The 24,756-nt window shown below is 73.1% G+C and carries 24 protein-coding genes and 1 tRNA gene; 13 read left to right on the forward strand and 12 right to left on the reverse strand.

Going from position 1 to position 24,756, the window contains the following annotated elements:
- Nucleotide 1: 1 nt before the first annotated feature.
- Complete coding sequence (locus IF73_RS0123260; RefSeq protein WP_031011234.1) at nt 2-1,087, forward strand: S-(hydroxymethyl)mycothiol dehydrogenase; 1,086 nt, start codon at nt 2-4, stop codon at nt 1,085-1,087.
- Complete coding sequence (locus IF73_RS0123265; RefSeq protein ID WP_031011236.1) at nt 1,087-1,716, forward strand: MBL fold metallo-hydrolase; 630 nt, start codon at nt 1,087-1,089, stop codon at nt 1,714-1,716. Before IF73_RS0123260 ends, IF73_RS0123265 begins: the two co-directional genes overlap by 1 nt.
- On the opposite strand, the gene IF73_RS0123270 is transcribed toward IF73_RS0123265, so the two are convergent.
- Nucleotides 1,700-2,626 (reverse strand): RluA family pseudouridine synthase, encoded by a 927-nt coding sequence (locus IF73_RS0123270; protein WP_031011239.1) that lies wholly within the window; start codon nt 2,624-2,626, stop codon nt 1,700-1,702. The two genes, IF73_RS0123265 and IF73_RS0123270, sit on opposite strands and share 17 nt — an antisense overlap.
- A 73-nt stretch (nt 2,627-2,699) precedes the next feature.
- Nucleotides 2,700-2,787 (reverse strand) — tRNA-Leu (locus IF73_RS0123275).
- Between the two features lie 242 nt (nt 2,788-3,029).
- Here IF73_RS0123275 and IF73_RS0123280 point away from each other — a divergent pair.
- The 3 genes from IF73_RS0123280 (at nt 3,030) to IF73_RS41575 (ending at nt 5,753) form a co-directional block, all read left to right on the forward strand.
- On the forward strand, nt 3,030-4,355 hold the full coding sequence (locus tag IF73_RS0123280) for a M20/M25/M40 family metallo-hydrolase (RefSeq protein WP_031011241.1): 1,326 nt from the start codon (nt 3,030-3,032) through the stop codon (nt 4,353-4,355).
- 151 nt (nt 4,356-4,506) lie between these two features.
- Nucleotides 4,507-4,740 (forward strand): chaplin ChpH, encoded by a 234-nt coding sequence (gene chpH, locus IF73_RS0123285; protein WP_015032475.1) that lies wholly within the window; start codon nt 4,507-4,509, stop codon nt 4,738-4,740.
- Nucleotides 4,741-4,895: 155 nt separating this feature from the next.
- The gene (locus IF73_RS41575) at nt 4,896-5,753 is read left to right on the forward strand and encodes a chaplin (RefSeq protein WP_031011243.1); all 858 of its coding nucleotides are present in this window, start codon (nt 4,896-4,898) and stop codon (nt 5,751-5,753) included.
- Nucleotides 5,754-5,811: 58 nt separating this feature from the next.
- Here the strand turns inward: IF73_RS41575 and IF73_RS0123295 are convergent, their stop codons facing one another.
- Nucleotides 5,812-6,000 carry a DUF5703 family protein gene (locus IF73_RS0123295; protein WP_031011245.1) on the reverse strand — a complete coding sequence of 63 codons (189 nt, stop codon included), beginning with the start codon at nt 5,998-6,000 and terminating at the stop codon, nt 5,812-5,814.
- 48 nt (nt 6,001-6,048) lie between these two features.
- Between IF73_RS0123295 and IF73_RS0123300 the strand changes: the two genes are divergently transcribed.
- On the forward strand, nt 6,049-6,756 hold the full coding sequence (locus IF73_RS0123300; protein WP_031011248.1) for a hypothetical protein: 708 nt from the start codon (nt 6,049-6,051) through the stop codon (nt 6,754-6,756).
- 82 nt (nt 6,757-6,838) lie between these two features.
- On the opposite strand, the gene IF73_RS0123305 is transcribed toward IF73_RS0123300, so the two are convergent.
- Nucleotides 6,839-9,040 carry an ATP-dependent DNA helicase gene (locus tag IF73_RS0123305; protein WP_037880175.1) on the reverse strand — a complete coding sequence of 734 codons (2,202 nt, stop codon included), beginning with the start codon at nt 9,038-9,040 and terminating at the stop codon, nt 6,839-6,841.
- A complete protein-coding gene (locus tag IF73_RS0123310) occupies nt 9,037-10,014 on the reverse strand; it encodes an aldo/keto reductase (protein ID WP_031011252.1) in 978 nt (325 codons plus the stop codon). Before IF73_RS0123310 ends, IF73_RS0123305 begins: the two co-directional genes overlap by 4 nt.
- Before the next feature lie 153 nt (nt 10,015-10,167).
- Between IF73_RS0123310 and IF73_RS0123315 the strand changes: the two genes are divergently transcribed.
- A complete protein-coding gene (locus IF73_RS0123315; protein ID WP_031011255.1) occupies nt 10,168-11,217 on the forward strand; it encodes an LLM class F420-dependent oxidoreductase in 1,050 nt (349 codons plus the stop codon).
- Nucleotides 11,218-11,426: 209 nt separating this feature from the next.
- Nucleotides 11,427-12,212 (forward strand): hypothetical protein, encoded by a 786-nt coding sequence (locus IF73_RS0123320; RefSeq protein WP_031011257.1) that lies wholly within the window; start codon nt 11,427-11,429, stop codon nt 12,210-12,212.
- A gap of 49 nt (nt 12,213-12,261) precedes the next feature.
- Here IF73_RS0123320 and corA read toward each other — a convergent pair whose 3' ends face one another.
- Entirely contained in the window at nt 12,262-13,254 is a 993-nt protein-coding gene (corA, locus tag IF73_RS0123325) for a magnesium/cobalt transporter CorA (protein ID WP_031011259.1), read from the reverse strand.
- Between the two features lie 94 nt (nt 13,255-13,348).
- On the opposite strand from corA, the gene IF73_RS0123330 reads away from it, so the two are divergent.
- From IF73_RS0123330 to mshC, 4 genes are all read left to right on the forward strand, one after another.
- Entirely contained in the window at nt 13,349-14,038 is a 690-nt protein-coding gene (locus IF73_RS0123330) for a histidine phosphatase family protein (RefSeq protein ID WP_031011261.1), read from the forward strand.
- Nucleotides 14,039-14,105: 67 nt separating this feature from the next.
- Entirely contained in the window at nt 14,106-14,696 is a 591-nt protein-coding gene (locus tag IF73_RS0123335; protein ID WP_031011263.1) for a DUF3090 domain-containing protein, read from the forward strand.
- Nucleotides 14,660-15,499: an SCO1664 family protein gene (locus tag IF73_RS0123340; RefSeq protein ID WP_420706578.1), complete on the forward strand. Its 840-nt coding sequence runs from the start codon at nt 14,660-14,662 to the stop codon at nt 15,497-15,499. The genes IF73_RS0123335 and IF73_RS0123340 overlap by 37 nt, the downstream gene beginning before the upstream one ends.
- A 147-nt stretch (nt 15,500-15,646) precedes the next feature.
- Complete coding sequence (mshC, locus tag IF73_RS0123345; protein WP_031011267.1) at nt 15,647-16,876, forward strand: cysteine--1-D-myo-inosityl 2-amino-2-deoxy-alpha-D-glucopyranoside ligase; 1,230 nt, start codon at nt 15,647-15,649, stop codon at nt 16,874-16,876.
- Between the two features lie 46 nt (nt 16,877-16,922).
- On the opposite strand, the gene IF73_RS0123350 is transcribed toward mshC, so the two are convergent.
- The 6 genes from IF73_RS0123350 to IF73_RS0123375 all read right to left on the reverse strand — a co-directional run bounded on the left by IF73_RS0123350 (nt 16,923) and on the right by IF73_RS0123375 (nt 24,267).
- Nucleotides 16,923-17,930 (reverse strand): PAC2 family protein, encoded by a 1,008-nt coding sequence (locus IF73_RS0123350; protein WP_031011269.1) that lies wholly within the window; start codon nt 17,928-17,930, stop codon nt 16,923-16,925.
- Between the two features lie 142 nt (nt 17,931-18,072).
- Nucleotides 18,073-19,134 carry an LLM class flavin-dependent oxidoreductase gene (locus IF73_RS0123355; RefSeq protein ID WP_031011271.1) on the reverse strand — a complete coding sequence of 354 codons (1,062 nt, stop codon included), beginning with the start codon at nt 19,132-19,134 and terminating at the stop codon, nt 18,073-18,075.
- Nucleotides 19,135-19,240: 106 nt separating this feature from the next.
- A complete protein-coding gene (locus IF73_RS0123360; protein WP_031011273.1) occupies nt 19,241-20,848 on the reverse strand; it encodes a glycerol-3-phosphate dehydrogenase/oxidase in 1,608 nt (535 codons plus the stop codon).
- A 16-nt stretch (nt 20,849-20,864) separates the two neighbouring features.
- Nucleotides 20,865-22,391 (reverse strand): glycerol kinase GlpK, encoded by a 1,527-nt coding sequence (glpK, locus tag IF73_RS0123365; protein ID WP_031011275.1) that lies wholly within the window; start codon nt 22,389-22,391, stop codon nt 20,865-20,867.
- A 75-nt stretch (nt 22,392-22,466) separates the two neighbouring features.
- On the reverse strand, nt 22,467-23,225 hold the full coding sequence (locus IF73_RS0123370; protein WP_031011278.1) for an MIP/aquaporin family protein: 759 nt from the start codon (nt 23,223-23,225) through the stop codon (nt 22,467-22,469).
- A 277-nt stretch (nt 23,226-23,502) separates the two neighbouring features.
- Nucleotides 23,503-24,267 carry an IclR family transcriptional regulator gene (locus IF73_RS0123375; protein ID WP_031011281.1) on the reverse strand — a complete coding sequence of 255 codons (765 nt, stop codon included), beginning with the start codon at nt 24,265-24,267 and terminating at the stop codon, nt 23,503-23,505.
- A gap of 256 nt (nt 24,268-24,523) precedes the next feature.
- Here IF73_RS0123375 and IF73_RS0123380 point away from each other — a divergent pair.
- On the forward strand, nt 24,524-24,756 hold a 233-nt coding region (locus IF73_RS0123380; protein WP_031011282.1), incomplete at its 3' end, for a homocysteine S-methyltransferase family protein.

Consider the following 24,756-nt stretch of genomic DNA (forward strand, 5'->3'; position numbering starts at 1 on the left):
GATGCCACAGCACGTGCGGGGGGTCATCGCCCCCGGTCGGAACGAGCCGGTGCGGATCGAGACGATCGTCGTCCCCGATCCGGGCCCCGGCGAGGCCGTCGTCCAGGTCCAGGCGTGCGGCGTCTGCCACACCGACCTCCACTACAAGCAGGGCGGGATCAACGACGACTTCCCCTTCCTGCTCGGCCACGAGGCCGCCGGCGTCGTCGAGTCGGTCGGCGAGGGCGTCACCGACGTCGCCCCCGGCGACTACGTGATCCTCAACTGGCGGGCCGTCTGCGGCCAGTGCCGCGCCTGCCGCCGCGGCCGCCCCTGGTACTGCTTCGACACCCACAACGCCGAGCAGAAGATGACCCTGCTCGACGGCACGGAGCTCTCCCCGGCCCTCGGCATCGGCGCCTTCGCCGAGAAGACCCTCGTCGCCGCCGGCCAGTGCACCAAGGTCGACCCGGCCGTCGCCCCCGAGATCGCCGGCCTCCTCGGCTGCGGCGTGATGGCCGGCATCGGCGCCGCGATCAACACCGGGAACGTCACCCGCGGCGACACCGTCGCCGTCATCGGCTGCGGAGGCGTCGGCGACGCCGCCGTCGTCGGCGCCCGCCTCGCCGGCGCCGCGAAGATCATCGCCGTCGACATCGACGAGCGGAAACTGGCCAAGGCGAAGGAGATGGGCGCCACCCACACCGTCGACTCCCGCACCGCCGACCCCGTCGAGGCGATCCGCGAACTCACCGGCGGCTTCGGCGCCGACGTCGTCATCGAGGCCGTCGGCCGACCGGAGACGTACCGGCAGGCGTTCTACGCCCGCGACCTGGCCGGCACCGTCGTCCTCGTCGGCGTCCCCACCCCCGAGATGAAGCTCGAACTGCCCCTCCTCGACGTCTTCGGCCGCGGCGGCTCCCTCAAGTCCTCCTGGTACGGCGACTGCCTGCCGTCCCGCGACTTCCCCATGCTCATCGACCTGCACCGGCAGGGCCGCATCGACCTCGGCGCCTTCGTCACCGAGACCATCGCCCTCGACGAGGTCGAGAAGGCGTTCGCCCGCATGCACGAGGGCGACGTCCTCCGCTCGGTGGTGGTGCTGTGATGACCGCCCGCGTCGACCACCTGGTCACCTCCGGCACCTTCAGCCTCGACGGCGGCACCTGGGACGTCGACAACAACGTCTGGATCGTCGGCGACGACGACGAGGCGATCGTCATCGACGCCGCCCACGACGCCGGCGCCGTCCTCGCCGCCCTCGACGGCCGCACCCTGCGCGCCATCGTCTGCACCCACGCCCACGACGACCACGTCGGCGCCGCCCCCGCGCTCGCCGCCGCCACCGGCGCCCGCATCCTGCTCCACCCCGCCGACCAGCCGCTGTGGAAGCTCACCCACCCCGACCACGCCCCCGACGGCGAACTCGCCGACGGCCAGGTCCTCACCATCGCCGGCACCGACCTGAAGGTCCTCCACACCCCCGGCCACGCCCCCGGCGCCGTCTGCCTGTACGCCCCCGACCTGGGCACGGTCTTCACCGGCGACACCCTCTTCCAGGGCGGCCCCGGCGCCACCGGCCGGTCCTTCTCGGACTTCCCCACGATCGTCGAGTCGATCCGCGGGAAGCTCCTCACCCTGCCGCCGGAGACGGTCGTCCGCACCGGCCACGGCGACTCCACCACCATCGGCGCCGAGGCCCCGCACCTGGAGGAGTGGATCACCCGGGGCCACTGAGCGAGAGCCGGCTCTCGAACCGCCTCTCCTCGCCCGTGACCGGGTCGGTGAACTCCAGCGACCGCGCCAGCAGCCGCAGCGGCCGCCGGTAGTCCTCCGGCCCGTCCTCACGCACCACCGGATAGAGCGGATCGTCCAGGATCGGCAGCCCCAGCGCGTTCATGTGCACCCGCAGCTGGTGCGTCTTCCCGGTCTCCGGCACCAGCCGGTACCGCCCGAGCCCGTCGCGGTGCGCCACCAGCTCGATCCGGCTCACCGCGTTCGGCTCGCCCGGCACCTCCCGCGCGGCGAGCACCCCCCGCTCCTTCTCGATCCGGCTTCGCACCGTCACCGGCAGCGCCACCCCCGGGTCGTACGGCGCCACCGCCTCGTACTCCTTGCGCACCCGCCGCTCCTTGAACAGCAGCTGGTACGCCCCCCGGTCCTCGGGCCGCACCACGAAGAGCACGAGACCCGCCGTCAGCCGGTCGAGCCGGTGCGCCGGCTGGAGCGCCGGCAGCCCGAGCCCGGCCCGCAGCCGCGCCACCGCCGTCTCCGTCACATGGCGCCCGCGCGGGGTCGTCGCCAGGAAGTGCGGCTTGTCCGCGACCAGGATCCGCTCGTCCCGGTGGACCACCCCGATCTCGAACGGCACCCGCTCCTCGGCCGCCAGGTCCCGGTGGAACCACAGCCACCGCCCCGGCTCGTACGGCTCCGAGGCCGCCGCCGCCCGCCCGTCCGCGCCGACGAACCGCCCCGCGTCCAGCATCGCGCCGACCCGCTCCGCGCCCACCGCCGCCCCGTACCGCCCGAGCAGGTACGCCCCGACGGTCGGCCAGGCGCCCTCGGGGTCCTCCGGCAGCCGGAGCCGTACCGGGTCGATCCCGTCCCGCTGCGGCAGCGGCGCGGCCGGCACCCTCTTCCTCCGCACGGCTCCGCCTCACGTCCTCTGCATCCGGAACACGAGAAAGTCCCGGTCGAGAGACTCGACCGGGACTTTCCTCTGGTGTCCGAGGGGGGACTTGAACCCCCACGCCCGATAAAGGGCACTAGCACCTCAAGCTAGCGCGTCTGCCATTCCGCCACCCGGACAGGGTGTGTGTCTCACGGCGCTGGGCCGTTCCGACGAGGAAAACCATAGCAAACATTCGGGGTGGCCGATCACCACCCCCTCACCCGCCCCAGCGGCCCCACCCGCCCCGCCGGACACGCCGTCTCGGCATGTGTCGGCGGTGTGTCGGCCGGTGGACGCCCTTGCGCCGCCGGGGCGGGGGCGCGGCAGGATGGAGGCGACCACCACCAGGCATGTGGGGCACGTCGTGGGAGGAAGCAGCGTGAGCGAGTCGAACACCGGCCGGACCGTCTCGGGTGAGGACGAGGTCGTCGACCTCTGCCGGGACCTCATCCGCATCGACACCAGCAACTACGGCGACCACTCCGGCCCCGGCGAACGGGCCGCCGCCGAGTACGTCGCCGAGAAGCTCGCCGAGGTGGGCCTCGACCCGAAGATCATCGAGTCGCACAAGGGCCGTGCCTCCACCGTCGCCCGCATCGAGGGCGAGGACCCTTCCCGGCCGGCGCTGCTCATCCACGGGCACACCGACGTCGTCCCGGCCAACGCCGAGGACTGGACCCACCACCCCTTCTCCGGCGAGGTCGCCGACGGCTGCGTCTGGGGCCGCGGCGCCGTCGACATGAAGGACATGGACGCGATGACCCTCGCGGTCGTCCGCGACCGGCTGCGCAGCGGCCGCAAGCCCCCGCGCGACATCGTCCTCGCCTTCCTCGCCGACGAGGAGGCCGGCGGCACCTACGGCGCCCGCCACCTGGTGGACAAGCACCGCGGTCTCTTCGACGGCGTCACCGAGGCGATCGGCGAGGTCGGAGGCTTCTCCTTCACCGTCAACGAGAACCTGCGCCTCTACCTGGTCGAGACCGCCCAGAAGGGCATGCACTGGATGCGGCTCACCGTCGAGGGCACGGCCGGCCACGGCTCCATGACCAACTCCGACAACGCCATCACCGAGCTGTGCGAGGCCGTCGGCCGCCTCGGCCGCCACCAGTGGCCGGTCCGCGTCACCAAGACCGTCCGCAGCTTCCTCGACGAGCTGTCCGACGCCCTCGGCACCCCGCTCGACCCCGAGGACATGGACGCCACCCTGGCCAAGCTCGGCGGCATCGCCAAGATGGTCGGCGCCACCCTGCGCAACTCCGCCGCCCCCACCATGCTCGGCGCCGGCTACAAGGTGAACGTCATCCCCGGCCAGGCCACCGCCCACGTCGACGGCCGCTTCCTGCCCGGCTACGAGGAGGAGTTCCTGGCCGACCTCGACCGGATCCTCGGCCCCAAGGTGAAGCGCGAGGACGTCCACGGCGACAAGGCCCTGGAGACCAGCTTCGACGGCGCCCTCGTCGACGCCATGCAGCTGGCCCTGCGGGCCGAGGACCCGATCGCCCGCGCCGTCCCGTACATGCTCTCCGGCGGCACCGACGCCAAGTCCTTCGACGACCTCGGCATCCGCTGCTTCGGCTTCGCCCCGCTCCAGCTGCCGCCGGAGCTGGACTTCGCCGGCATGTTCCACGGCGTGGACGAGCGCGTCCCCGTCGACGGCCTGAAGTTCGGCGTCCGCGTCCTGGACCGCTTCATCGACGCCTGCTGACCCCCGGCCCCGCCGGGCCCCGAATTCGGCCGCCCGTTTGGGTCTGCCCGGAAAGAGTGAATGCACCCGAGGGCTCGTAGCCCTCAACCTTCCCCCTCGTTACAGGTGATGCGGTCCGCGGCTGGGGCCGCATTGTCAACTAGGAGGAATAATGATCAAGAAGGTCGTCGCTGCTGCGGCTGCCACCGGCGGTCTGGTTCTCGCGGGCGCGGGCATGGCCGTCGCCGACGCGGGTGCCCAGGGTGCGGCCATCGGCTCCCCCGGTGTCCTCTCGGGCAACGTCGTGCAGGTCCCGGTTCACGTTCCCGTGAACGTCTGCGGCAACACGGTCTCCGTGATCGGTCTGCTGAACCCCGCCTTCGGCAACACCTGCGTCAACGCCTGACGTTGTGCCCCGCCCCTTGAGGGCGTGAGCCGTCCGGCCCCGGAGTGCGTGCCATGCACTCCGGGGCCGGTGGCCATTCCGCCCCGGGCACGGGCCCGGTGGCCCCCACTCCAAGCCGATCAGGCGACATCGCCGAGAAGGCAGGTAAGCAAGCTATGCGACAGGTCACGCGCAAGAGCATCATCACCGTCGCGGCGGCCGGAGGCGTCTTCGCGCTCGGCGGCGGCATCGCGCAGGCGGACTCCGGTGCGAGCGGCACCGCGGCGAACTCACCCGGCGTCGCGTCCGGGAACTCCGTCCAGGTGCCGGTCCACGCCCCGGTCAACGCCTGCGGCAACACCGTGAACGTCGTCGGGGTGCTCAACCCGGCGATGGGCAACTCCTGCGCCAACATCCCCGCGCAGTCCGGCCCCGGCGCGTCCGGCGGCGCGTACGCCAGCGACTCCCCGGGCGTGGCCTCCGGCAACACCGTCGTGGTGCCGGTCGACGTGCCGGTGAACGCGTGCGGAAACAGCGTCACGGGCATCGGCCTCGGCAACGCCGCCACGGGCAACGACTGCGCCAACACCGGGAACCCCGACGACGGCTACGGCGAGGAGGAGCCCGGCGGCTACGGCGAGGAGCCGGGCGGCTACGGCGAGGAGCCCGAGACCCCCGGCACGCCGGGCACCCCCGGTACCCCGGGCACGCCGGGGACTCCCGGTACCCCGGGCACGCCCGGCACGCCCGGCACGCCCGGCACGCCGGGGACCCCGGGCACGCCCGGTACCCCCGGCACCCCCGGTACGCCGGGGACCCCCGGTACCCCGGGCACGCCCGGCACTCCCGGTGTGCCGCCGAGCTCGGACGGTGGCTCGAACCAACCCGGGCCGCAGCTCACGCCGCCCCCGGCCGCGCCGGACGAGCTCGCCGAGACCGGGTCCTCCGCGCCCCTCGGCGTGATCGTCCCGGCCGCCGCGGGCATGCTCCTCGCCGGCTCGCTGGTCTACCGCCGCTCCCGCCGCGGCGCCTGAGCCGCGCCGGCCGGAACGCGAAGGGGCCCCGCATCACACGGGGCCCCTTTCGCGTCCGTCACCAGGTCGTGCGGATCTGACGGATGATCCGCCGCTTCAGCCGCACTCTGCGGCTGCCGTCCCGGCGCAGGGTGAGTCGGTCCAACTCCCAGTGCCCGTACTCGGCATGGTCGGTCAGAAGCCGCGCGGTCTCCTTGCGGGAGATACCGCGCGGCACGTACACGTCGACAAATTCGTATTCCGGCATCGGTATCTATTGTGCGGGCACCGGCCCGGTACGGATAGCGTCTGTCCCATGTCTGATGCTGCGCAGCCCACCGCTGCCGAGGTACGTGCCGCCGCAGAGGCGGTCAAGACCGCACTGGACCGCCACCTCGCGGCGGTCGAACGCCGCACGGGGGACGACGACAGCGGCGTGTACGAGGCGTTCAACGCCCTCGCCGCGGCCGCCGAGACCTATGACGAGCTCCTCTACGACCGCTACGACGAGGTGACCCCCTTCGAGATCCCCGGGGCCGACGACAAGCTGCCCCCGTACGCGGGGCCTGACGAACCGCACGCCCTCAGCGTGCTGATCCGGCGCGACTACGCCGTGGCCGAGCCGCGCCGGCTCGTGGCCCAGGCCCGGCGCGTCGCCGACCTCGACCACGACGAGGACGGACCCCGCTCCACCGCCGCGGCGCTCGGGGTCCTCTTCGGGGAGTACGAACCCGACGAGATCGCCTCCCGGCACAAGGAGTTCGGCCTGGAGGAGGGCGACTCCACGCTGTGGGTCACCGCCGACGGAGACCTTCCGGAGCCGGGGGAGTGGCTGGCCGCCCCCTTCGACCAGGCCGACCCCGAGCGGATCGTCTGCCGCTTCGACATCAGCTCCGTCTTCGACGACGAGGACGACGAGGACCACGGAGACGGCGAGGACGACGGGGACGCCGAGGACGGCGAGGAGACCGCCGAGGAGGCCGCCGAGGCGTCGGGCGCGGGGGAGGCCGGGGCCGCCCGCTGACACGCGCCGGGGAGGACGGCGGAGGGCCGGGACATCGACGGTGATGTCCCGGCCCTCCGGCGTTCCGCCCCGGCGGGGACGTTCACTCCTCGCCGGGGACGGCGAGCAGGCCGGCCAGGAGCGGTCGCAGCCGGGTCGTCCGCGCCGGGGCGAGGACCTCGGCCACCGCCCGGGGAAGCGCCTGGTCCACACCGTGCACGACCGACAGATGGCGCTCGGCCCGGCCGAAGGCCGTGTAGACCCACGGGCGGCTCAGCCCGGGCGCCGCGTCGCCCGGCAGCACCGCGACCACCGCGGGCCACCGGCCCCCGGCCGCCTGGTGCGCGGTCAGCGCCCAGCCGTGCCGCAGCGCCGACTCCACCCGCTCCTTCGGTACGACGACCTCGCCCTCCGAGGTGCGCAGCCGCAGCCCCTCGGCGTCGGCCCCGAGGACCGTGCCCGAGACCGTCCGGCCCGGCACCGGCGCGTACGCCACCCGGTCGCCCGGGTCGTAGCCGCCGAAGCGCCCGGGGCCGGGGTTCAGCCGCTGCTTCAGGGCCGCGTTCAGCGCGCGCGTGCCGGCCGAGCCGCCGTGGCCGACGGTGATCACCCGGGTCTGCTCGGGGGTCAGCCCGAAGGCGCGCGGCACCGATTCGGCGACCAGCTGGACCGTGCGGTGCACGGCCTCGCCGGCGTCCCGCACCGGGACGATGACGACCTCCTTGCCGGGGGCCTCGACCTGGTTCAGCTCGCCGATGCCGATGCCCGAGACCAGCTCGCCGATCGGCCCCGGGTCGGGGCGGCGGGAGGCCACCCGGGGGCAGACCCGGGCGGCGAGCGCGTCCGCGAGGACCGCGCCGGGGCCGGCCGACCCGAGGACGGCGGGGTCACCGCTGAGCACCAGACGGCAGCCGTCCGGGAGGGCCTCGACGAGCATCGCGCCCGTCTCCACGTCCAGCTGCGGGGCGTCCAGCACCACCAGCAGGTCCAGGGCGAGCCCGCCCTCCTCGTCCCGGCCCGGTCCGGCCGTCCCGGACAGCAGCGCGGCGAGCGGCACCGCCGTCCCGGCGGCCCGCTCCTCCTCGGTCAGCCGCTCCGCGTCGTGCACCGCGACCAGGACGCGCAGTCCGCGCTCCCGGGCCGCGGCGGCCAGCGCCAGCGGCTCGGCGCGGGCGGCCTCGCCGCCGGTGTGCAGCACCAGACCGTGGCCGCCGACGGCCCGCTCCAGCTCCTCGCCGTCCCACTCCTCGGCGGTGACCGTGCGCACCAGCCGGGCCAGACCGTCCGCGAGGCTCTCCTCGGCGAGCGCGTACCGGTCGAGGCCGAGCAGCGGGGGCTCCGCCGGGCCCTCCTCCGCGCCGGCGGACGCCTGGTCCTCCCCGTCCTCCTCCGGTGCGCCGTCCTCCGGGCCGCCCTCCTCCTGGAAGACCAGGACGGCGCCCTCGGAGATCGCGGTCTCGACGGCCTGCCCCGGGTCCGGCACCCCGTGCCGGGCGAGACCGGCCCGCACCTCGTCCACGGTGAGCGCGGTGTGGCCCTGGAGGGCGGCCCGGTCGAGCAGCCACACGGTCAGGGCGACGGCCCGGCGCGGATCGTCCGGACCACACTCCGCGCCGAGCAGGGCCCGCGCGAAGCCGTCGGCCTGCTCCGGCCGCACCCCGGTGACCGCCAGCAGCCGCCACGGGTCCTCGGTGAGGGCCTCGGCCGCCTGCTCGCCGAGCGCGGCGGCCACCTGGCCGGCCAGCGCCTCGGGCGCGCCGCCCCGGGCCAGCACCTCGCGGACCCCGGCGAGCGCCCCGGCCGTGGGCGCGGGCGGCGCCGCGGGGGCGGGAGGGCGGACGGTGGTCTCGGCCGGCCGGGCGGGGCGGGCCGGCTCGGGCGCAGGCTCGAAGAAGGCGCCGCCGGAGGCGGCACCGCCCTCCACGGCCCGCACGGCCGCCAGCAGGTCGGCGGCGGTCCCGCTCAGCTTGGCGCCGCTCGCCACGGGCCCGCCCCGCTCGGCCTTCCGCGCCTCGATCCGGGCCCGCAGCTCCCGCTGGGCCGCCAGCTCCGCCTGCGCCTCGCTCAGCTCCGGCGCCGCACCCTCGGCACCCTCCGAGGCCCCGGCGTCCGCCGAGGTCTCGGTCTCCTCCGAGGCTCCTGACGTCTCCGGGGTCTCCGAGGTCTCCGCGGTCTCCGACGACGCTGAGGTCCCGGCGTCCTCGGGGGTAGTCTCAGGGCTCTCGGGCGCGGCGGACGGCGCCACGTCCTCGTGGGCCAGGTCCTCGGACGCCTCGGGCGCGGTCTCGCCGGAAGGCTCGGTCACAAGGTGCTCCAGTCGTGATCCGGATAGCGGTGCACGGGCGCGGACACATCGTCCAAAGCCCGGCAGATCTCGTCAGGAAGACTAAGGCCCTCCACCGACAGCGCGGCCGTGAGCTGCCGTGCCGTGCGCGCGCCGACGATCGGGGCGGTCACCCCGGGCCGGTCCCTGACCCAGGCGAGCGCCACGTGCAGCGGGGTGGTGGCGAGCCCGTCGGCGGCGGTGCTGACCGCCTCCACGATCCGGCTCGCCGCCTCGTCCAGATACGGCTCCACGAACGGCGCCAGCGCCTCCGACGCGCCCCGGGAGTCGGACGGGGTGCCGCTCCGGTACTTGCCGGTCAGCACGCCCCGGCCGAGCGGCGACGACGGCAGCAGACCTATCCCGAGGTCGATCGCCGCGGGCAGCACCTCCCGCTCGACGCCCCGCTGGAGCAGCGAGTACTCCAGCTGGGCCCCGGCGAGCCGGGTCCGGTCGCCGGCCAGCTGCCAGGTGCCCGCCTTGGCGAGCTGCCAGCCGCAGAAGTTCGCCACGCCCGCGTACCGCGCCCGCCCGCTGCGTACCGCGATGTCGAGCGCCTGGAGCGACTCCTCCAGCGGGGTGTACGGGTCGTAGGCGTGCAGCTGCCAGAGGTCCACGTGGTCCGTGCCGAGCCGGGCCAGGGAGGCGTCGAGCGCGGCGAGGAGATGGCCGCGCGAACCGTCGGTGCGCCGGTCCGGGTCGGGGACGCTGCCGGCCTTGGTGGACAGGACCAGGTCGCTCCGGGGCACGAGCCGCTCCATCAGCCGCCCGAGCAGATGCTCCGCCTCGCCGCCGCCGTACACGTCGGCGGTGTCCACGAGCGTGCCGCCCGCGTCCCAGAACGCCTTCAGCTGTTCGGCGGCGTCGTGCTCGTCGGTGTCCCGCCCCCAGGTGAGCGTGCCGAGCCCGATGCGCGAGACGCGCAGGCCGGTACGTCCGAGATGCCTCTGCTCCATGGGCGGGACCTTACTGGCCGGGGCTGCGGGCGGAGAGACCCTGTGGACAGAACCTGTGGACGACGGCGTGGCGGCGGGCTCCTGACGGATGCGGGGGTGGCGCGCTAGAGTCCGGACCGAGAGACGTTACCGATGGGTAAGGGGTGCGTGGACATGCGGCTCGGCATCAACCTCGGCTACTGGGGCGCCGGCATGGACGGCGACAATCTGGCCGTGGCCCAGGAGGCCGACCGCCTCGGCTACGACGTGTGCTGGGCGGCGGAGGCGTACGGGTCGGACGCGCCGACCGTGCTCTCCTGGGTCGCCGCGAAGACGGAGCGGATCGACGTCGGCTCGGCGATCATGCAGATCCCGGCCCGTCAGCCCGCGATGACGGCGATGACCGCCGCCACCCTCGACTCGCTCTCCGGCGGCCGCTTCCGCTTGGGCCTCGGCGTCTCGGGACCGCAGGTCTCCGAGGGCTGGTACGGCGTGAAGTTCGACAAGCCGCTGGCCCGCACCCGCGAGTACGTGGAGATCGTCCGCAAGGCGATGTCCCGCGAGCGCCTGACCCACGAGGGCGAGCACTGGACGCTCCCGCTGCCCGGCGGCCCCGGCAAGCCGATCAAGCTGACCGTCCACCCGCAGCGCGAGCACATCCCGCTCTACATCGCCGCGATCGGCCCGAAGAACCTGGAGCAGACCGGCGAGATCGCCGACGGCGCCCTGCTGATCTTCCCCTCCGCCGAGCACCTGGAGGAGACCGCCCTGCGGCCGCTCCGGGCGGGGCGCGAGAAGGCCGGCCTGACCATGGAGGGCTTCGACGTCTGCCCGACGCTGCCGCTCGCCCTCGGCGACGACATCGACGCGCTGGCCGACGTCTTCCGCCCGTACACCGCCCTCTACGTGGGCGGCATGGGCAGCCGCAAGCAGAACTTCTACAACCAGCTCGCCCAGCGCATGGGCTACGAGAAGGAGGCCGCCGAGATCCAGGACAAGTACCTGGCCGGCGACAAGACGGGCGCCGCGGCCGCCGTGCCGCGCACCCTGATCGACCAGACCGCCCTGCTCGGCAGGGTCGACCGGATCGCGGACCGCATGACCGCCTACGCGGAGGCCGGTGTCACCACCCTGACCCTCGCCCCCGCCGGCTTCACGCTCGACGAGCGCCTCACCGCGCTGCGCGCCGGCGTCGACGCCCTGGAGCGGGCGGGCCTGGCGTAAGAGGTTCTGCGGCCGTGGTGGGGGCTCGGGGGTCTTCCCCGCCACGGCCGTCATGCCGTTCAACGCGCCACCGCGCCCCCGGTTACGGCCCCGCGCCTCACTCTTTCGGCCGATACCCAGGAGCCCTCCTGTTGCCCGTCGTCCCGGACCGCATTTGACTCGGTCTGCCGGACCCGCGGAGCGCGGACGTCCGCAGGGAGGTGGCAGCGATGCTCACGGCCAAGAGTGTGTTCCAGGAAATCATCGACGACGACGAGGCGTTCCGGCTCTTCTGCTCGATCGCCGCCAGCGGCGAGTCGCAGGGCGGCTGGGAGAACGCCCGGATCGCCGCCCTCGTCGCCCCCGCCATGCGGGACCTCACCCCGAAGATCGTCCGGCACGGCGCCGACGAGGACAAGCACGGCCGGATCTTCAACGCCCTCATGCGCAAGCGCGGCCTCGAACCCGTCCCCGTCCCGCCGGACACCGACTACACGATGCTCCTGGAACGGCGCGGCATCGGCCTGGCCCACGACAAGCTCCACCGGGACGAGCCGCTCACCGAGGAGGACGTCGTCGTCTACCTCGCCCACAGCCGGGTCACCGAGGAACGCGCCGCCGCCCAGATGCAGCTCCTGGTGAAGTACTTCGGCGACCACCCCGAGCTCGGCAAGGCCATCCGCATGATCTGCAACGACGAGGACAACCACCTCGCCTACTGCCACGAGGAACTGCTCCGGCTCGCCCGCGCCGGCCACGGCCGGCTCATCCAGCGCACCCTGCGCGAGTCGGCGCTCGCCGAGATCCAGGTCTACCGCGACGTCAGCCTCGCCGTCATGCGCCACATGGGCCGCATCCTGGAGTGGCCGAAGGCCAAGGGCGCGGTGCTCGCCGCCGGCATCCACGGCATGTACGCCTACGAGCGCGCGGCCGGCTGGCACCGGATGATCGGCCTGCGGATGCCCGAACGGCTCGACGCCCTCGGCGGCCCCGCCACCCCGGCCCCGGCCTTCTGACCGGGCCGGGCGGCCCCCGAGGGCCCCACGGGCGGCCGGCGCGGCCGGCTCACAGCCAGCCGCGCCGCTTGAACAGGCGGTACAGCGACACCTCGATCAGCACCATCGCGCCGATCAGCGTCGGATACGACCACGTCCAGTGCAGCTCCGGCATGTGGTCGAAGTTCATGCCGTAGATCCCCGCCACCATCGTCGGCACCGCCGCCATCGCCGCCCAGGCCGAGATCTTCCTCATGTCGTCGTTCTGCCGCACCCCCATCTGCGCGAGGTGCGCCGACAGCACGTCCGACAGCAGCCGGTCCAACCCCTCCACCTGGTCGTTGGCCCGCAGCAGATGGTCGTTGACGTCCCGGAAGAAGGGCCGCGACTCCTCGCTCACGAACGGCACCGCGCCCGCCGTCAGCCGGGCCATCGGCCCCGCCAGCGGACCCGACGCCCGCCGGAACTCCAGCACCTGCCGCTTCGCCGTGTAGATCCGCTCCGCCGTGCTCCCCGTGCCGGTCCCGCCCGGCGCGAAGACCGCGGCCTCCAGCTCCTCCAGGTCCACCTGGAGCTCGCCCGCCACGTCCAGGTAGTGGTCCACCACCGCGTCGCTCACCGCGTACAGCACCGACGTCGGCCCGTGCCGCAGCACCTCCGGATGCGTCTCCAGCCGCTTGCGCACCGCCGCCAGGGGCGCGCCCTCGCCGTGCCGCACCGTCACCACGAAGGAGTCGCCCAGGAACAGCATCAGCTCCCCGGACGTGACCCGGTCGCTCTCCGGCTCGTAGAGGACCGGTTTCAGCACCACGAAGAGGGAGTCGTCGTAGATCTCCAGCTTGGGCCGCTGGTGCGCCTTGAGCGCGTCCTCGACCGCCAGCGGGTGCAGAGCGAACTCCGAGGTCACATGGTCGAACTCGGCCTCCGTCGGTTCGTAGAGCCCCACCCAGAGGAAGGCGTCACCACCGGCCCGCGCCTCCGCGAGGGAGCGGGAGAGGTCGCCGCCGCATTCCCTCCGGCGGCCGTCGCGGTACAGGGCAGCGTCGACGATCACGGGCCGTATTCTCCCCCGCTCCGGCCCGCGGCGCACGCGCGCGGGGCGGCTCACCCGGCCGTACCCGCTCCCGCACGCGCGCGTGCGCCGTAGGCTGGCCGCCATGGCCACGCTGATCCTCGTCCGGCACGGACGCTCCACCGCCAACACCTCCGGACTGCTCGCCGGGCGCACGCCGGGCGTGGCGCTCGACGAGCGCGGGGCCGCGCAGGCCGCCGCGCTGCCCGCCCGGCTCGCCGGGATCCCGCTCGCCGCGGCCGTCTCCAGCCCCCTCCAGCGCTGCCGGGAGACCCTCCAGCCGCTCCTGGACGCCCGCCCGGACCTCCCCCTCCACATCGAGGACCGGATCAACGAGTGCGACTACGGCGACTGGTCGGGCCGCAAGCTCAGCGAACTCAACGACGAACCGCTGATGGAGGTCGTCCAGGCGCACGCCTCCGCCGCCGCCTTCCCCGGCGGCGAGTCCATGCGCGCCATGCAGACCAGGGCCGTCGAGGCGGTCCGCGACTGGAACGCCCGGATCGACGCGGAACACGGCGAGGACGCCGTCTACGCCATGTGCTCCCACGGCGACATCATCAAGTCCCTCGTCGCCGACGCCCTCGGCCTCCACCTCGACCTCTTCCAGCGGATCCACGTCGACCCCTGCTCGCTCACGGTCATCCGCTACACCCGGCTCCGCCCCTTCCTGGTCCGCCTCGGCGACACCGGCGACCTCGCCTCCCTGGCCCCGCGGGAGACCCCCGACACCAGTGGGACGGCCGAGGTGGGGGGCGGCGCGGGCGCACCGTGATCCCCCCGCGCAGTAGGGTGGACTCGCCGTTGCAGTACGACAGTCGACAGTCAAGGGAGCCGGGAGCGTGTCCCGTCAGGTGTTCCTCTACGACCCACCGGAGCGTTTCGTGGCCGGCACGGTCGGGCTGCCTGGCCGCCGGACGTTCTTCCTCCAGGCGTCCGCGGCCGGCCGGATCACCAGCGTCGCCCTGGAGAAGACCCAGGTGGCCGCACTCGCCGAGCGTATGGACGAACTCCTCGACGAGGTGCTGCGCCGCACCGGGGGCAGCGCCCCGGTGCCCGCCGTCGCCCCCGCCGACGCCGCCGACACCGCCCCCCTCGACACCCCCGTCGAGGAGGAGTTCCGCGTCGGCACCATGGCGCTCGCCTGGGACGGCGAGGAGCAGCGCATGATCGTCGAGGCCCAGGCGCTCGTCGAACTCGACGCGGAGTCCGAGGAGGACCTCGCCGCGGCCGAGGAGCGGCTGCTCCAGGACGAGGAGAACGGCCCGCCGATGCTCCGCGTCCGCCTCAGCGGCGCCCAGGCCCGCGCCTTCGCCAAGCGGGCCCTGGACGTGGTCAACGCCGGCCGCCCGCCGTGCCCGCTGTGCAGCCTCCCGCTCGACCCGGAGGGCCACGTCTGCCCCCGCCAGAACGGATACCGCCGCGGAGCATGAGCAGCAGCCCCGAGTACCCGCAGGACACCGAGCTGCTCGCGCGCGGTGAGCTGACCGTCCGGGGGCAGCTCCGCGAGGCGTCCAACGCGGTGCTCTACTGCACGGTCGCCCACGAGGGCCGCGAGGCCGCCTGCGTCTACAAGCCCGTCGCGGGGGAGCGCCCGCTGTGGGACTTCCCCGACGGCACCCTCGCCGAGCGGGAGGTCGCCGCGTACGAACTCTCCGAGGCCACCGGCTGGGGCCTGGTCCCGCCCACGGTGCTTCGGGACGGCCCGTACGGGGAGGGCATGGTCCAGCTGTGGATCGAGGCCGACCCGGAGGCCCGGCTGCTCGCCCTCACCGAGGACGAGGAACCCGGCGAGGGCTGGCGCGCGATCGGGCCCGCCGAGGTGGGGGAGGGGCGCACCGCGCTCCTGGTCCACGCCGACACCCCCGGACTGCGCCGGCTCGCCGTCCTCGACGCGGTGATGAACAACGGCGACCGCAAGGGCGGCCATCTGCTCCCCGCCCCCGGTGGCAGGCTCTACGGCATCGACCACGGCGTCTCCTTCCACGTCGAGGACAAGCTGCGCACCCTGCTGTGGGGGTGGGCGGGCCAGGAGCTGCCCGAGGAGGCCACCGCCGTCCTCGGGACGCTCGACACGGTCCTGGCGCCGGGAGGGGCCCTCGCCACCCGTCTGGCGGAACTGCTCACGGCCGCCGAGGTGTCCGCCGTACGGGAGCGGGTCGCGGCGCTGCTGGCCTCCGGGCGGCATCCGGAACCCTCCGGTCAGTGGCCCGCGATCCCCTGGCCGCCGGTCTAGGGCCGTACGGTTTCGGCCATACCCCCGGAGCGTCGCCCTGACCCCTGGGGGGTATGCACACACCTCGCTGACCCGCAAGAGCGCATGATCGGACAAGATTCCGGATCCGGTTCGTATCCGAAACACCTGTCCGGTTACGCTCGGGTCATGCATGCCTGGCCCGCTTCTGAGGTCCCCGCCCTTCCCGGCAAGGGCCGCGACCTCCGGATCCACGACACCGCGACCGGCGGGCGAGTGACCCTCGCCCCCGGCCCCGTCGCCCGCATCTACGTCTGCGGCATCACGCCCTACGACGCGACCCACATGGGTCACGCGGCGACCTACAACGCGTTCGACCTCGTGCAGCGCGTGTGGCTCGACACCAAGCGGCAGGTGCACTACGTCCAGAACGTCACGGACGTGGACGACCCGCTCCTGGAGCGCGCCCTCCGCGACGACATCGACTGGGTCGCCCTCGCCGAGCGCGAGACCTCCCTCTTCCGCGAGGACATGACCGCCCTGCGGATGCTGCCCCCGCGCCACTACGTCGGCGCGGTCGAGTCGATACCCTCCATCGTCCCGCTGGTCGAGCGGCTCCGGGACTCCGGCGCGGCCTACGAGCTCGACGGCGACATCTACTTCTCCGTCGAGGCCGACCCGCACTTCGGCGAGGTCTCCCACTACGACACCGAGCTCATGCGGCACCTCTCCGCCGAGCGCGGCGGGGACCCCGACCGCCCCGGCAAGAAGAACCCGCTCGACCCGATGCTGTGGATGGCCGCCCGCGAGGGCGAGCCCAGCTGGGACGGCGGCAGCCTCGGCGCCGGCCGCCCCGGCTGGCACATCGAGTGCGTCGCCATCGCCCTCGACCACCTCGGCATGGGCTTCGACGTGCAGGGCGGCGGCTCCGACCTGATCTTCCCGCACCACGAGATGGGCGCCTCGCACGCCCAGTCCCTCACCGGCGAGTTCCCCATGGCCAAGGCGTACGTGCACGCCGGCATGGTGGCCCTGCACGGCGAGAAGATGTCGAAGTCCAAGGGCAACCTGGTCTTCGTCTCCGCGCTCCGGCGCGAGGGCGTCGACCCGGCCGCCATCCGGCTCGCCCTCCTCGCCCACCACTACCGCGCCGACTGGGAGTGGACCGACCAGGTCCTCCAGGACGCCGTCGACCGCCTGGACCGCTGGCGCGCCGCGGTCTCCCGGCCCGACGGCCCGACCGCCGACGCCCTGGTCGAGGAGGTCCGCGCGGCCCTCTCGGACGACCTGGACGCCCCGGCCGCGCTCGCCGCGGTCGACCGCTGGGCCGCCCGCCAGGAGGCGGACGGCGGCACCGACGAGTCCGCCCCCGGCCTCGTGTCCCGCACCGTCGACGCGCTCCTCGGCGTCGCGCTGTAAGCGAGCGGAAAGGAAGAGGGGGACGGCTCCGGCCGTCCCCCTCTTCTCAGTTCTCCGCGGTGTCGCCGCCGTCCTCGCCGGACTCCGGCTGTTCCGGCTCCGGCCCGGGCTCCGGCTTGGGCGGGCGGGTCCGGCCGCTGCCCGGATCCCGCAGGTACGAGGTGTCCCCGCTCTCCGTCGCCACCCCGGGACCGCCCGGCCCCGGGCCCTGGCCCGGGTCGCGCCGCCGCAGATAGCGCTCGAACTCGCGGGCGATCGCCTCGCCCGACGCCTCCGGGAGCTCCGCCGTGTCCCGGGCCTCCTCCAGCGTCTGCACGTACTCGGCGACCTCGCTGTCCTCCGCCGCCAGCTGGTCCACCCCCAGCTGCCAGGCCCGCGCGTCCTCGGGCAGCTCGCCCAGCGGGATCCGCAGCCCGATCAGGTCCTCCAGCCGGTTCAGCAGCGCCAGCGTCGCCTTCGGGTTCGGCGGCTGCGACACGTAGTGCGGCACCGCCGCCCACAGGCTCACGGCCGGCACGCCCGCGTGGGTGCACGCCTCCTGGAGGATCCCGACGATGCCCGTCGGGCCCTCGTACCGGGTCTCCTCCAGCTCCATCGTCCGCGCCAGGTCCGGGTCGGACGTGACCCCGCTGACCGGCACCGGGCGGGTGTGCGGGGTGTCGCCGAGCAGCGCGCCGAGGATCACCACCATCTCGACGCCCAGCTCGTGCGCGAAGCCCAGCAGCTCGTTGCAGAAGGAGCGCCAGCGCATCGAGGGCTCGATGCCCCGGACCAGGACCAGGTCGCGCGGCTTGTCGCCGCCGATCCGGACCACGGACAGCCGGGTCGTCGGCCAGGTGATCTTCCGCACGCCGTTCTCCAGGAACACCGTCGGACGGTTGACCTGGAAGTCGTAGTAGTCCTCGGCGTCGAGCGCCGCGAAGACCTCGCCCTTCCATTCCCGGTCCAGATGAGCGACCGCGGTGGAGGCGGCGTCGCCGGCGTCGTTCCAGCCCTCGAACGCGGCCACCATGACCGGGTCGATCAGCTCGGGTACCCCCTCGAGCTCGATCACCCAGCGCCTCCTTCTTCGAAGTTCGTGTCGTACGGACCAACCTTACGGCTTTCCGGTCGTCCGGCCGCAGCCCCCGGACTCGCCCGAAAACCCGTGCGGCGTTGATCGACTACCCACGAACCGCGCCCCGCACACGGGACTCTCACACCTCCCAGAGCGTGCTCGGCGCCTCCTTCCTGAGCACCGGCGCGATCTCCTCGGCGAACCGCTCCAGGGTCTCGGTCTGTTCGGCCGTCGACTGCCCGAAGCCGTCCACCGTGACCGACTGGAGGTCGTGCCCGTAGTGGGCGTGGAAGTCGAGGATCTTCTCCGCGATCTGCTCGGGGGAGCCGATCAGCTGCGGACCGCCCGCGATCGCCTCCTCGACAGTGCGGAACGGGGTGTTGTACCCGGCCCGGCCCTCCAGGTGCGGCCGGAAGCTCTGCGCCACCTTCGCCTCGTACAGCTCCTTGTAGCGCCGCACGGCCTGCTCGGGGGTGTCCGCGATGAGCAGCCCGCCCGAACCGGCCGCCACGCGCGCGTGCGCCGGGTCGTGCCCGTACGCCTCGAACCGCTCGCGGTAGTGGGCGATGAGCCGCGCGTACGCCTCGCGCGGCTGGATCGCGTTGGCGGTGAAGAGCGGGTCGCCGTGCCGGGCCGCGAGTTCGGGGGAGTGCAGGCTGGTGGCCGAGCCGTGCCAGATCCTCGGGAGACCCGCGTACGGCCGGGGGATCGTGGTGACGCCCTTCAGCGGCGGCCGGGAGGCGCCCTCCCAGTCGACGTCCTCCTCCGTCCAGAGCCGGCGCAGGAGTTCGTACTTCTCCTTCTGGAGCTCCCACTGGCGCGCCTCGTCCAGCCCGAAGAGGTCGAAGTGACCGGCCTCGGCGCCCTTGCCGACGACGAGTTCGAGCCGGCCGCGGGAGAGCTGGTCGAGGGTGGCGTAGTCCTCGGCGACCCGGACCGGGTCGAGGATCGCGACGACGGTGACGCCGGTCAGGAGGCGGATCCGGGAGGTGCGGGCGGCGAGCGCGGCGAGCAGCACGGTCGGGGCCGAGGAGAGGAACGGCCCGGCGTGCCGCTCGCCGATCGCGTAGGCGTCGAAGCCGAGCCGTTCGGCCGTCTCGCCGAGCGTCACGACCTGCTCCAACCGGGCTGCCGCGGAAGGGAGTTCACCGGTGAGCGGGTGCGGGGAGTGGGGGACGATCGAGAGCACCTGAAACTTCATGCCCCCACTCTGCGCGCCGGGTGTTGCAGCGGTGTGGCGGCCGTGTGGCACGCGAGAGGGGCGGCCTCTCCCTCCCCGGAGAAGACCGCCCCTCGGCTCGTGGCGGCTACTTGGCGCGCAGCATCGCGTCGACCTCGGCGCGGATCTCGTCGGTGGCGAGTCCGCGGATGGTCAGGGTGGTGCGGCGGCGCAGCACGTCGTCGGCCGTCTCGGCCCACTCGTGGTCGCGGGCGTAGGCGACCTGCGCCCAGATCTCCGGCGCGTCCGGGTGGATCCGGCGGGCCAGGTCCGGGTTCTCGTTCGCCATCCGGGCGATGTCGAAGGAGAGCGAACCGTAGTGCGTGGCCAGGTGCTTGGCGGTGTCCGCGGCCATCCGGGGGCCGGGCGCCGGGCCGTCGACGAGCAGCCGGTGGGCGACCGCGTTCGGGTTGGCGATGCCCGGCAGCGGCAGCCGCTTGGGGAGCGTGGAGACCGACTCGTAGTCCTCGCCCAGCGGGTGGCCGGGGAGCGCCTCCAGCTTCTTCATGATGGTGCGGCCGATGTGGCGGAAGGTGGTCCACTTGCCGCCGGCGACCGACAGCATCCCGCCGCGGCCCTCGGTGACGACCGTCTCGCGCTTGGCCTTGGAGGTGTCGCCGGGACCGCCCGGGAGCACCCGCAGGCCGGCGAAGGCGTAGGTGATGAGGGAGCGGTCGAGCTGCTGGTCGCGGATGGAGAAGGCGGCCTCGTCCAGGATCTGGGCGGTGTCCTTCTCGGTGACCGCGACCTCGCCCGGGTCGCCCTCGTACTCCTCGTCGGTGGTGCCGAGCAGGAGCATGTCCTCCCAGGGGAGGGCGAAGGTGATCCGGTACTTGTCGATCGGGGTGGCCAGCGCGGCCTTCCACGGGGCGGTCCGCTTGAGGACCAGGTGGGCGCCCTTGGAGAGGCGGATGGAGGGGGCCGCGTTGGGGTCCTCCATCCGGCGCAGGTGGTCGACCCAGGGGCCGGTGGCGTTGAGGACGAGCCGCGCGGTGACGCCGAACTCCTCGCCGGACATGCGGTCCCTGAGCTCGGCGCCGGTGACCCGGCCCTTGGTGAAGCGGAGCCCGGTGACCTCGGCGTGGTTCAGGACGACGGCGCCGGCGTCGACGGCCGCGCGGACCGTCATGAGCGCCATGCGGGCGTCGTTCATCTGGTCGTCGCCGTAGACGGCGACGGCCTTGAGGTTGTCGGTGCGCAGCTCGGGCACGTCCTGGGCCGCCTTGGCGGGGGAGAGGAGGTGGCCGACGCCGTCGCCGAAGGCGGAGAGCGCGGAGTACGCGAAGACGCCGGCGCCCAGCTTGGCGGCGCCGTGCGGGCCGCCCTTGTAGACGGGCAGGTAGAAGGTGAGCGGGTTGGACAGGTGGGGGGCGACCTGCCGGGAGACGGCGCGCCGCTCGAAGTGGTTCTCGGCGACGAGCTTCACGGCGCCGGTCTGCAGGTAGCGCAGGCCGCCGTGGAGGAGCTTGGAGGAGGCCGAGGAGGTGGCGCCGGCGAAGTCGCCGGCGTCCACCAGGGCCACCCGCAGACCGGACTGCGCGGCGTGCCAGGCGGTGGAGATGCCCAGGATGCCGCCGCCGATCACCAGGAGGTCGTACGTCGCCTTGGCAAGCTGCTCTCTGGTCTCGGCGCGGGTCGGAAGCGAGCCGGCGGCCGGGTGCGTTCCGAGGGCGGGAACGGTCTGCGGGGTGGTCATCTCGGTCTACTCCTCGTCACTTCTCTTCTTCGAGCCAGCCCATGGAGCGCTCCACGGCCTTGAGCCAGTTCTTGTACTCGCTGTCGCGCTTGTCGGCGTCCATGCGCGGGGTCCACTCCGCGGCACGGCGCCAGTTGGCGCGCAGCGCGTCGGTGTCGGGCCAGAAGCCGACGGCGAGGCCGGCGGCGTAGGCGGCACCGAGGCAGGTGGTCTCGGCGACCATGGGGCGCACCACGGGGGCGTCCAGGAAGTCCGAGAGGGTCTGCATCAGCAGGTTGTTGGAGGTCATGCCGCCGTCGACCTTGAGCGCGGTCAGCTCGACGCCGGAGTCCTTGGTCATGGCGTCGGTGATCTCGCGGGTCTGCCAGGCGGTGGCCTCCAGGACGGCACGGGCGATGTGCGCCTTGGTGACGTACCGGGTGAGGCCGGCGATCACACCGCGGGCGTCGGAGCGCCAGTACGGGGCGAAGAGGCCGGAGAAGGCGGGCACGAAGTAGGCGCCGCCGTTGTCCTCGACGGAGGAGGCCAGGGTCTCGATCTCGGCGGCGGACTTGATCAGGCCCATCTGGTCGCGCATCCACTGGACGAGCGAGCCGGTGACGGCGATGGAGCCCTCCAGGGCGTAGACCGGCTTGTTCTCGCCGATCTGGTAGCCGACCGTGGTCAGCAGGCCGCTGTAGGAGTTGATGATCTTGTCACCGGTGTTCATCAGCATGAAGGTGCCGGTGCCGTACGTGGACTTGGCCTCGCCCTCGGCGAAACAGGTCTGGCCGAAGAGGGCGGCCTGCTGGTCGCCGAGCGCGGAGGCGACCGGGACGCCGTCGAGGATGCCGCCCTTTACCGTGCCGTACACCTCGGCGGAGGAGCGGATCTCGGGGAGGACCGCGGCCGGGATGTCGATGGACTGGAGGATGCGCTCGTCCCAGGCCATCTCGTGGAGGTTCATCAGCAGGGTGCGGGAGGCGTTGGTGACGTCGGTGACGTGGACGCCGCCCTGGGTGCCGCCGGTGAGGTTCCAGATGACCCAGGAGTCCATGGTGCCGAAGAGGATGTCGCCGCGCTCGGCGCGCTCGCGCAGGCCCTCGACGTTGTCGAGCAGCCAGCGGACCTTCGGGCCGGAGAAGTAGGAGGCGAGCGGGAGGCCGGTCTCGCGGCGGAAGCGGTCCTGGCCGACGTTGCGGCCGAGCTCCTTGCAGAGGGCGTCGGTGCGGGTGTCCTGCCAGACGAGCGCGTTGTGGACGGGCTCGCCGGTGTTCTTGTCCCACATCAGCGTGGTCTCGCGCTGGTTGGTGATGCCGATGGCCTTGACGTCGGCGGCGGTGATGCCGGCCTTGACGATGGCGCCGGCGACGACCTCCTGGACGTTGGTCCAGATCTCGGTGGCGTCGTGCTCGACCCAGCCCGGCTTCGGGAAGATCTGCTCGTGCTCCTTCTGGTCGACCGAGACGATCCGGCCGTCCTTGTCGAAGACGATGCAGCGGGACGAGGTGGTGCCCTGGTCGATGGCGGCGATGAACGGGCCGGCGGTGTGGGCGTCGGTCACGGTGTGCTCCATGGGAAGTCTGGGAAGGACGGCTCGGGGCTCTGTGGCTGTTCTCGTACGGGTCAGGCGAACGGATCAGGCGAACGCGAGCTTGTAGATACCCGCTGCGAGGGCTCCACCGATCAGCGGGCCGACGACCGGGATCCAGGCGTAGCTCCAGTCGGAGCCGCCCTTGTTGGGCAGCGGCAGCAGGGCGTGCACGATGCGGGGGCCGAGGTCGCGCGCCGGGTTGATGGCGTAACCGGTCGGGCCGCCGAGCGAGAGGCCGATCGAGACCACGACGAAGGCGGTGATCAGGGCGCCGAGGACGCCGAGGCCCTTGCCGCTGTCGTTGAGGCCCTGGGTGAGCACGGCCAGGACGAGCACGACGGTGCCGATGATCTCGGTGGCGAGGTTCTGCCAGGTGTTCCGGATCTCCGGGCCGGTGGAGAAGACGCCGAGCACGGGGCCGGGCCCCTCGACGGGCTTCTCGCCGACCGTCTCCGGGTCGGTGAGGTGGGCCAGGAACTGGCCGTAGTAGGCGACCCAGACCAGGGCGGCGCCGATCATCGCGCCGAGCATCTGGCCGGCGACGTACACCGGCACGTCGCCCCACTCGCCGGTCTTGACGGCGATGCCGACCGTGACGGCCGGGTTCAGATGGGCTCCGGAGAGGGAAGCGGTCATGTAGACGGCGGTCATGACCGCGAAGCCCCACCCGAAGGTGATCGCGAGCCAGCCCGCTCCGCGTGCCTTGGAGCTCTTGAGCGTCACGGCGGCGCACACGCCGCCGCCGAGAAGAATGAGTACGGCGGTACCGATGGTCTCGCCGAGGAAGATGTCGGAGCTGGACACCCGCGACTCCTTTGTCCTTCGTCCAGGGGATGGCGGACCCCGGTTCGCCCCGGTGGTCCGCGCCCTCGTGTGAGGGCGTCCACGGCCCTTGGCACTGTCACACTCTAACGCGTATTGCCGGTAGGTGTTCGACAATGCCGACCGATGAACGGAAGTTTTGCCCCGGGGTTAACAGTGAGTCAAGGGTCTGGGAAGCGAAAAACCCGCCGATAACGCGATCGTTACCGACGGGTTCGCTCTCCGTGCGGACCGGCTCACCGGCCGCCGTGGCGCGGGCTCAGAAGCGACCCGCCCCCAGGTCCCGGGAGACCGCCCGGGCGCAGTCCCGCACCGCCGCCACCAGCTCCGGACGCAGCTCCCCGGCCGGGCAGACCCGCTCCACCGCCCCGGTGACCGCCACCGCGCCCACCGGCATCCGGCGCCGGTCGTGGATGGGTGCCGCCACCGAGGCCACGCCCTCCCAGGTCTCCTCCACGTCCGCCGCCCAGCCGCGCGCCCGCGTCATGTCGAGCAGCGACTCGAAGTCCGCCAGGTCGGTGACCGTACGCGGCGTGAACGCCTCGCGCCCGACCTCCACGGCCTGGCTGTGCGCCACCGGGTCGTAAGCCGACAGCACCTTGCCCAGCGCCGTGGAGTGCAGCGGCTGCATCGCCCCCACCTCGAGCACCTGGCGGCTGTCGTCCGGCCGGAAGACGTGGTGCACGATCAGCACGCCCGACTGGTGCAGCACCCCCAGGTGCACGCTCTCCCCGCTGGACCGCGCCAGGTCGTCCGTCCACACCAGCGCCCGCGCCCGCAGCTCGTGCACGTCCAGATAGCTGTTCCCGAGCCGCAGCAGCTCGGCCCCCAGCTGGTACCGGCCCGAGGGGCCGTCCTGCTCCACGAAGCCCTCCGCCTGGAGGGTGCGCAGGATGCCGTGGGCGGTGCCCTTGGCCAGCCCGAGCGAGGACGCGATGTCGGACAGTCCGAGCCGGCGCTCGCCGCCCGCGAGCAGTCGCAGCATGGCCGCCGCCCGTTCAAGCGACTGGATGTTCTTCGCCATCGCCCGGCCCTTCTCCCTCACGCACGCACACATATCGATGTTCGACAATGCTGAACACTATCGGTCCATGCCGACCTTGCCTCGCACCTGACAGTGTCCTCGAAGAAGGGGCCGTACCGGGAGTCCTCGCACACAGGATGCCGTCCGCCACGTGGGACGCCGTGTCCGCCCCGGTCGAACCATGGTTACGCTGGCCCCGTGCACCCTGTGCCCAGGGTGCAAAGCCGACAGCCGTCGCAGCCCAGGGAGCCCCTTCATGGCCTCGTTGCCGACCCCTTCCATCTCCGCAGACAGCCGGAGCCGTGCCGCCGCCCTCCGCGAGGCGCTCGCCAGCCGTGTCGTCGTCGCCGACGGGGCCATGGGCACCATGCTGCAGGCCCAGGAGCCGACCCTGGAGGACTTCCAGAACCTGGAGGGCTGCAACGAGATCCTGAGCCTGACCCGGCCGGACATCGTCGCCTCGGTGCACCGTGAGTACTTCGCGGCGGG

Source organism: Streptomyces sp. NRRL F-5727, from assembly GCF_000719555.1.
Taxonomy (GTDB): domain Bacteria; phylum Actinomycetota; class Actinomycetes; order Streptomycetales; family Streptomycetaceae; genus Streptomyces.

Coding starts and splice junctions, on each gene's coding strand:
- IF73_RS0123260 (WP_031011234.1), top strand. CDS start 2: ATGCCACAGCACGTGCGGGGGGTCATCGCCCCCGGTCGGAACGAGCCG.
- IF73_RS0123265 (WP_031011236.1), top strand. CDS start 1,087: ATGACCGCCCGCGTCGACCACCTGGTCACCTCCGGCACCTTCAGCCTC.
- chpH (WP_015032475.1), top strand. CDS start 4,507: ATGATCAAGAAGGTCGTCGCTGCTGCGGCTGCCACCGGCGGTCTGGTT.
- IF73_RS41575 (WP_031011243.1), top strand. CDS start 4,896: ATGCGACAGGTCACGCGCAAGAGCATCATCACCGTCGCGGCGGCCGGA.
- IF73_RS0123295 (WP_031011245.1), bottom strand. CDS start 6,000: ATGCCGGAATACGAATTTGTCGACGTGTACGTGCCGCGCGGTATCTCC.
- IF73_RS0123300 (WP_031011248.1), top strand. CDS start 6,049: ATGTCTGATGCTGCGCAGCCCACCGCTGCCGAGGTACGTGCCGCCGCA.
- IF73_RS0123310 (WP_031011252.1), bottom strand. CDS start 10,014: ATGGAGCAGAGGCATCTCGGACGTACCGGCCTGCGCGTCTCGCGCATC.
- IF73_RS0123315 (WP_031011255.1), top strand. CDS start 10,168: ATGCGGCTCGGCATCAACCTCGGCTACTGGGGCGCCGGCATGGACGGC.
- IF73_RS0123320 (WP_031011257.1), top strand. CDS start 11,427: ATGCTCACGGCCAAGAGTGTGTTCCAGGAAATCATCGACGACGACGAG.
- IF73_RS0123330 (WP_031011261.1), top strand. CDS start 13,349: ATGGCCACGCTGATCCTCGTCCGGCACGGACGCTCCACCGCCAACACC.
- mshC (WP_031011267.1), top strand. CDS start 15,647: ATGCATGCCTGGCCCGCTTCTGAGGTCCCCGCCCTTCCCGGCAAGGGC.
- IF73_RS0123355 (WP_031011271.1), bottom strand. CDS start 19,134: ATGAAGTTTCAGGTGCTCTCGATCGTCCCCCACTCCCCGCACCCGCTC.
- IF73_RS0123360 (WP_031011273.1), bottom strand. CDS start 20,848: ATGACCACCCCGCAGACCGTTCCCGCCCTCGGAACGCACCCGGCCGCC.
- IF73_RS0123375 (WP_031011281.1), bottom strand. CDS start 24,267: ATGGCGAAGAACATCCAGTCGCTTGAACGGGCGGCGGCCATGCTGCGA.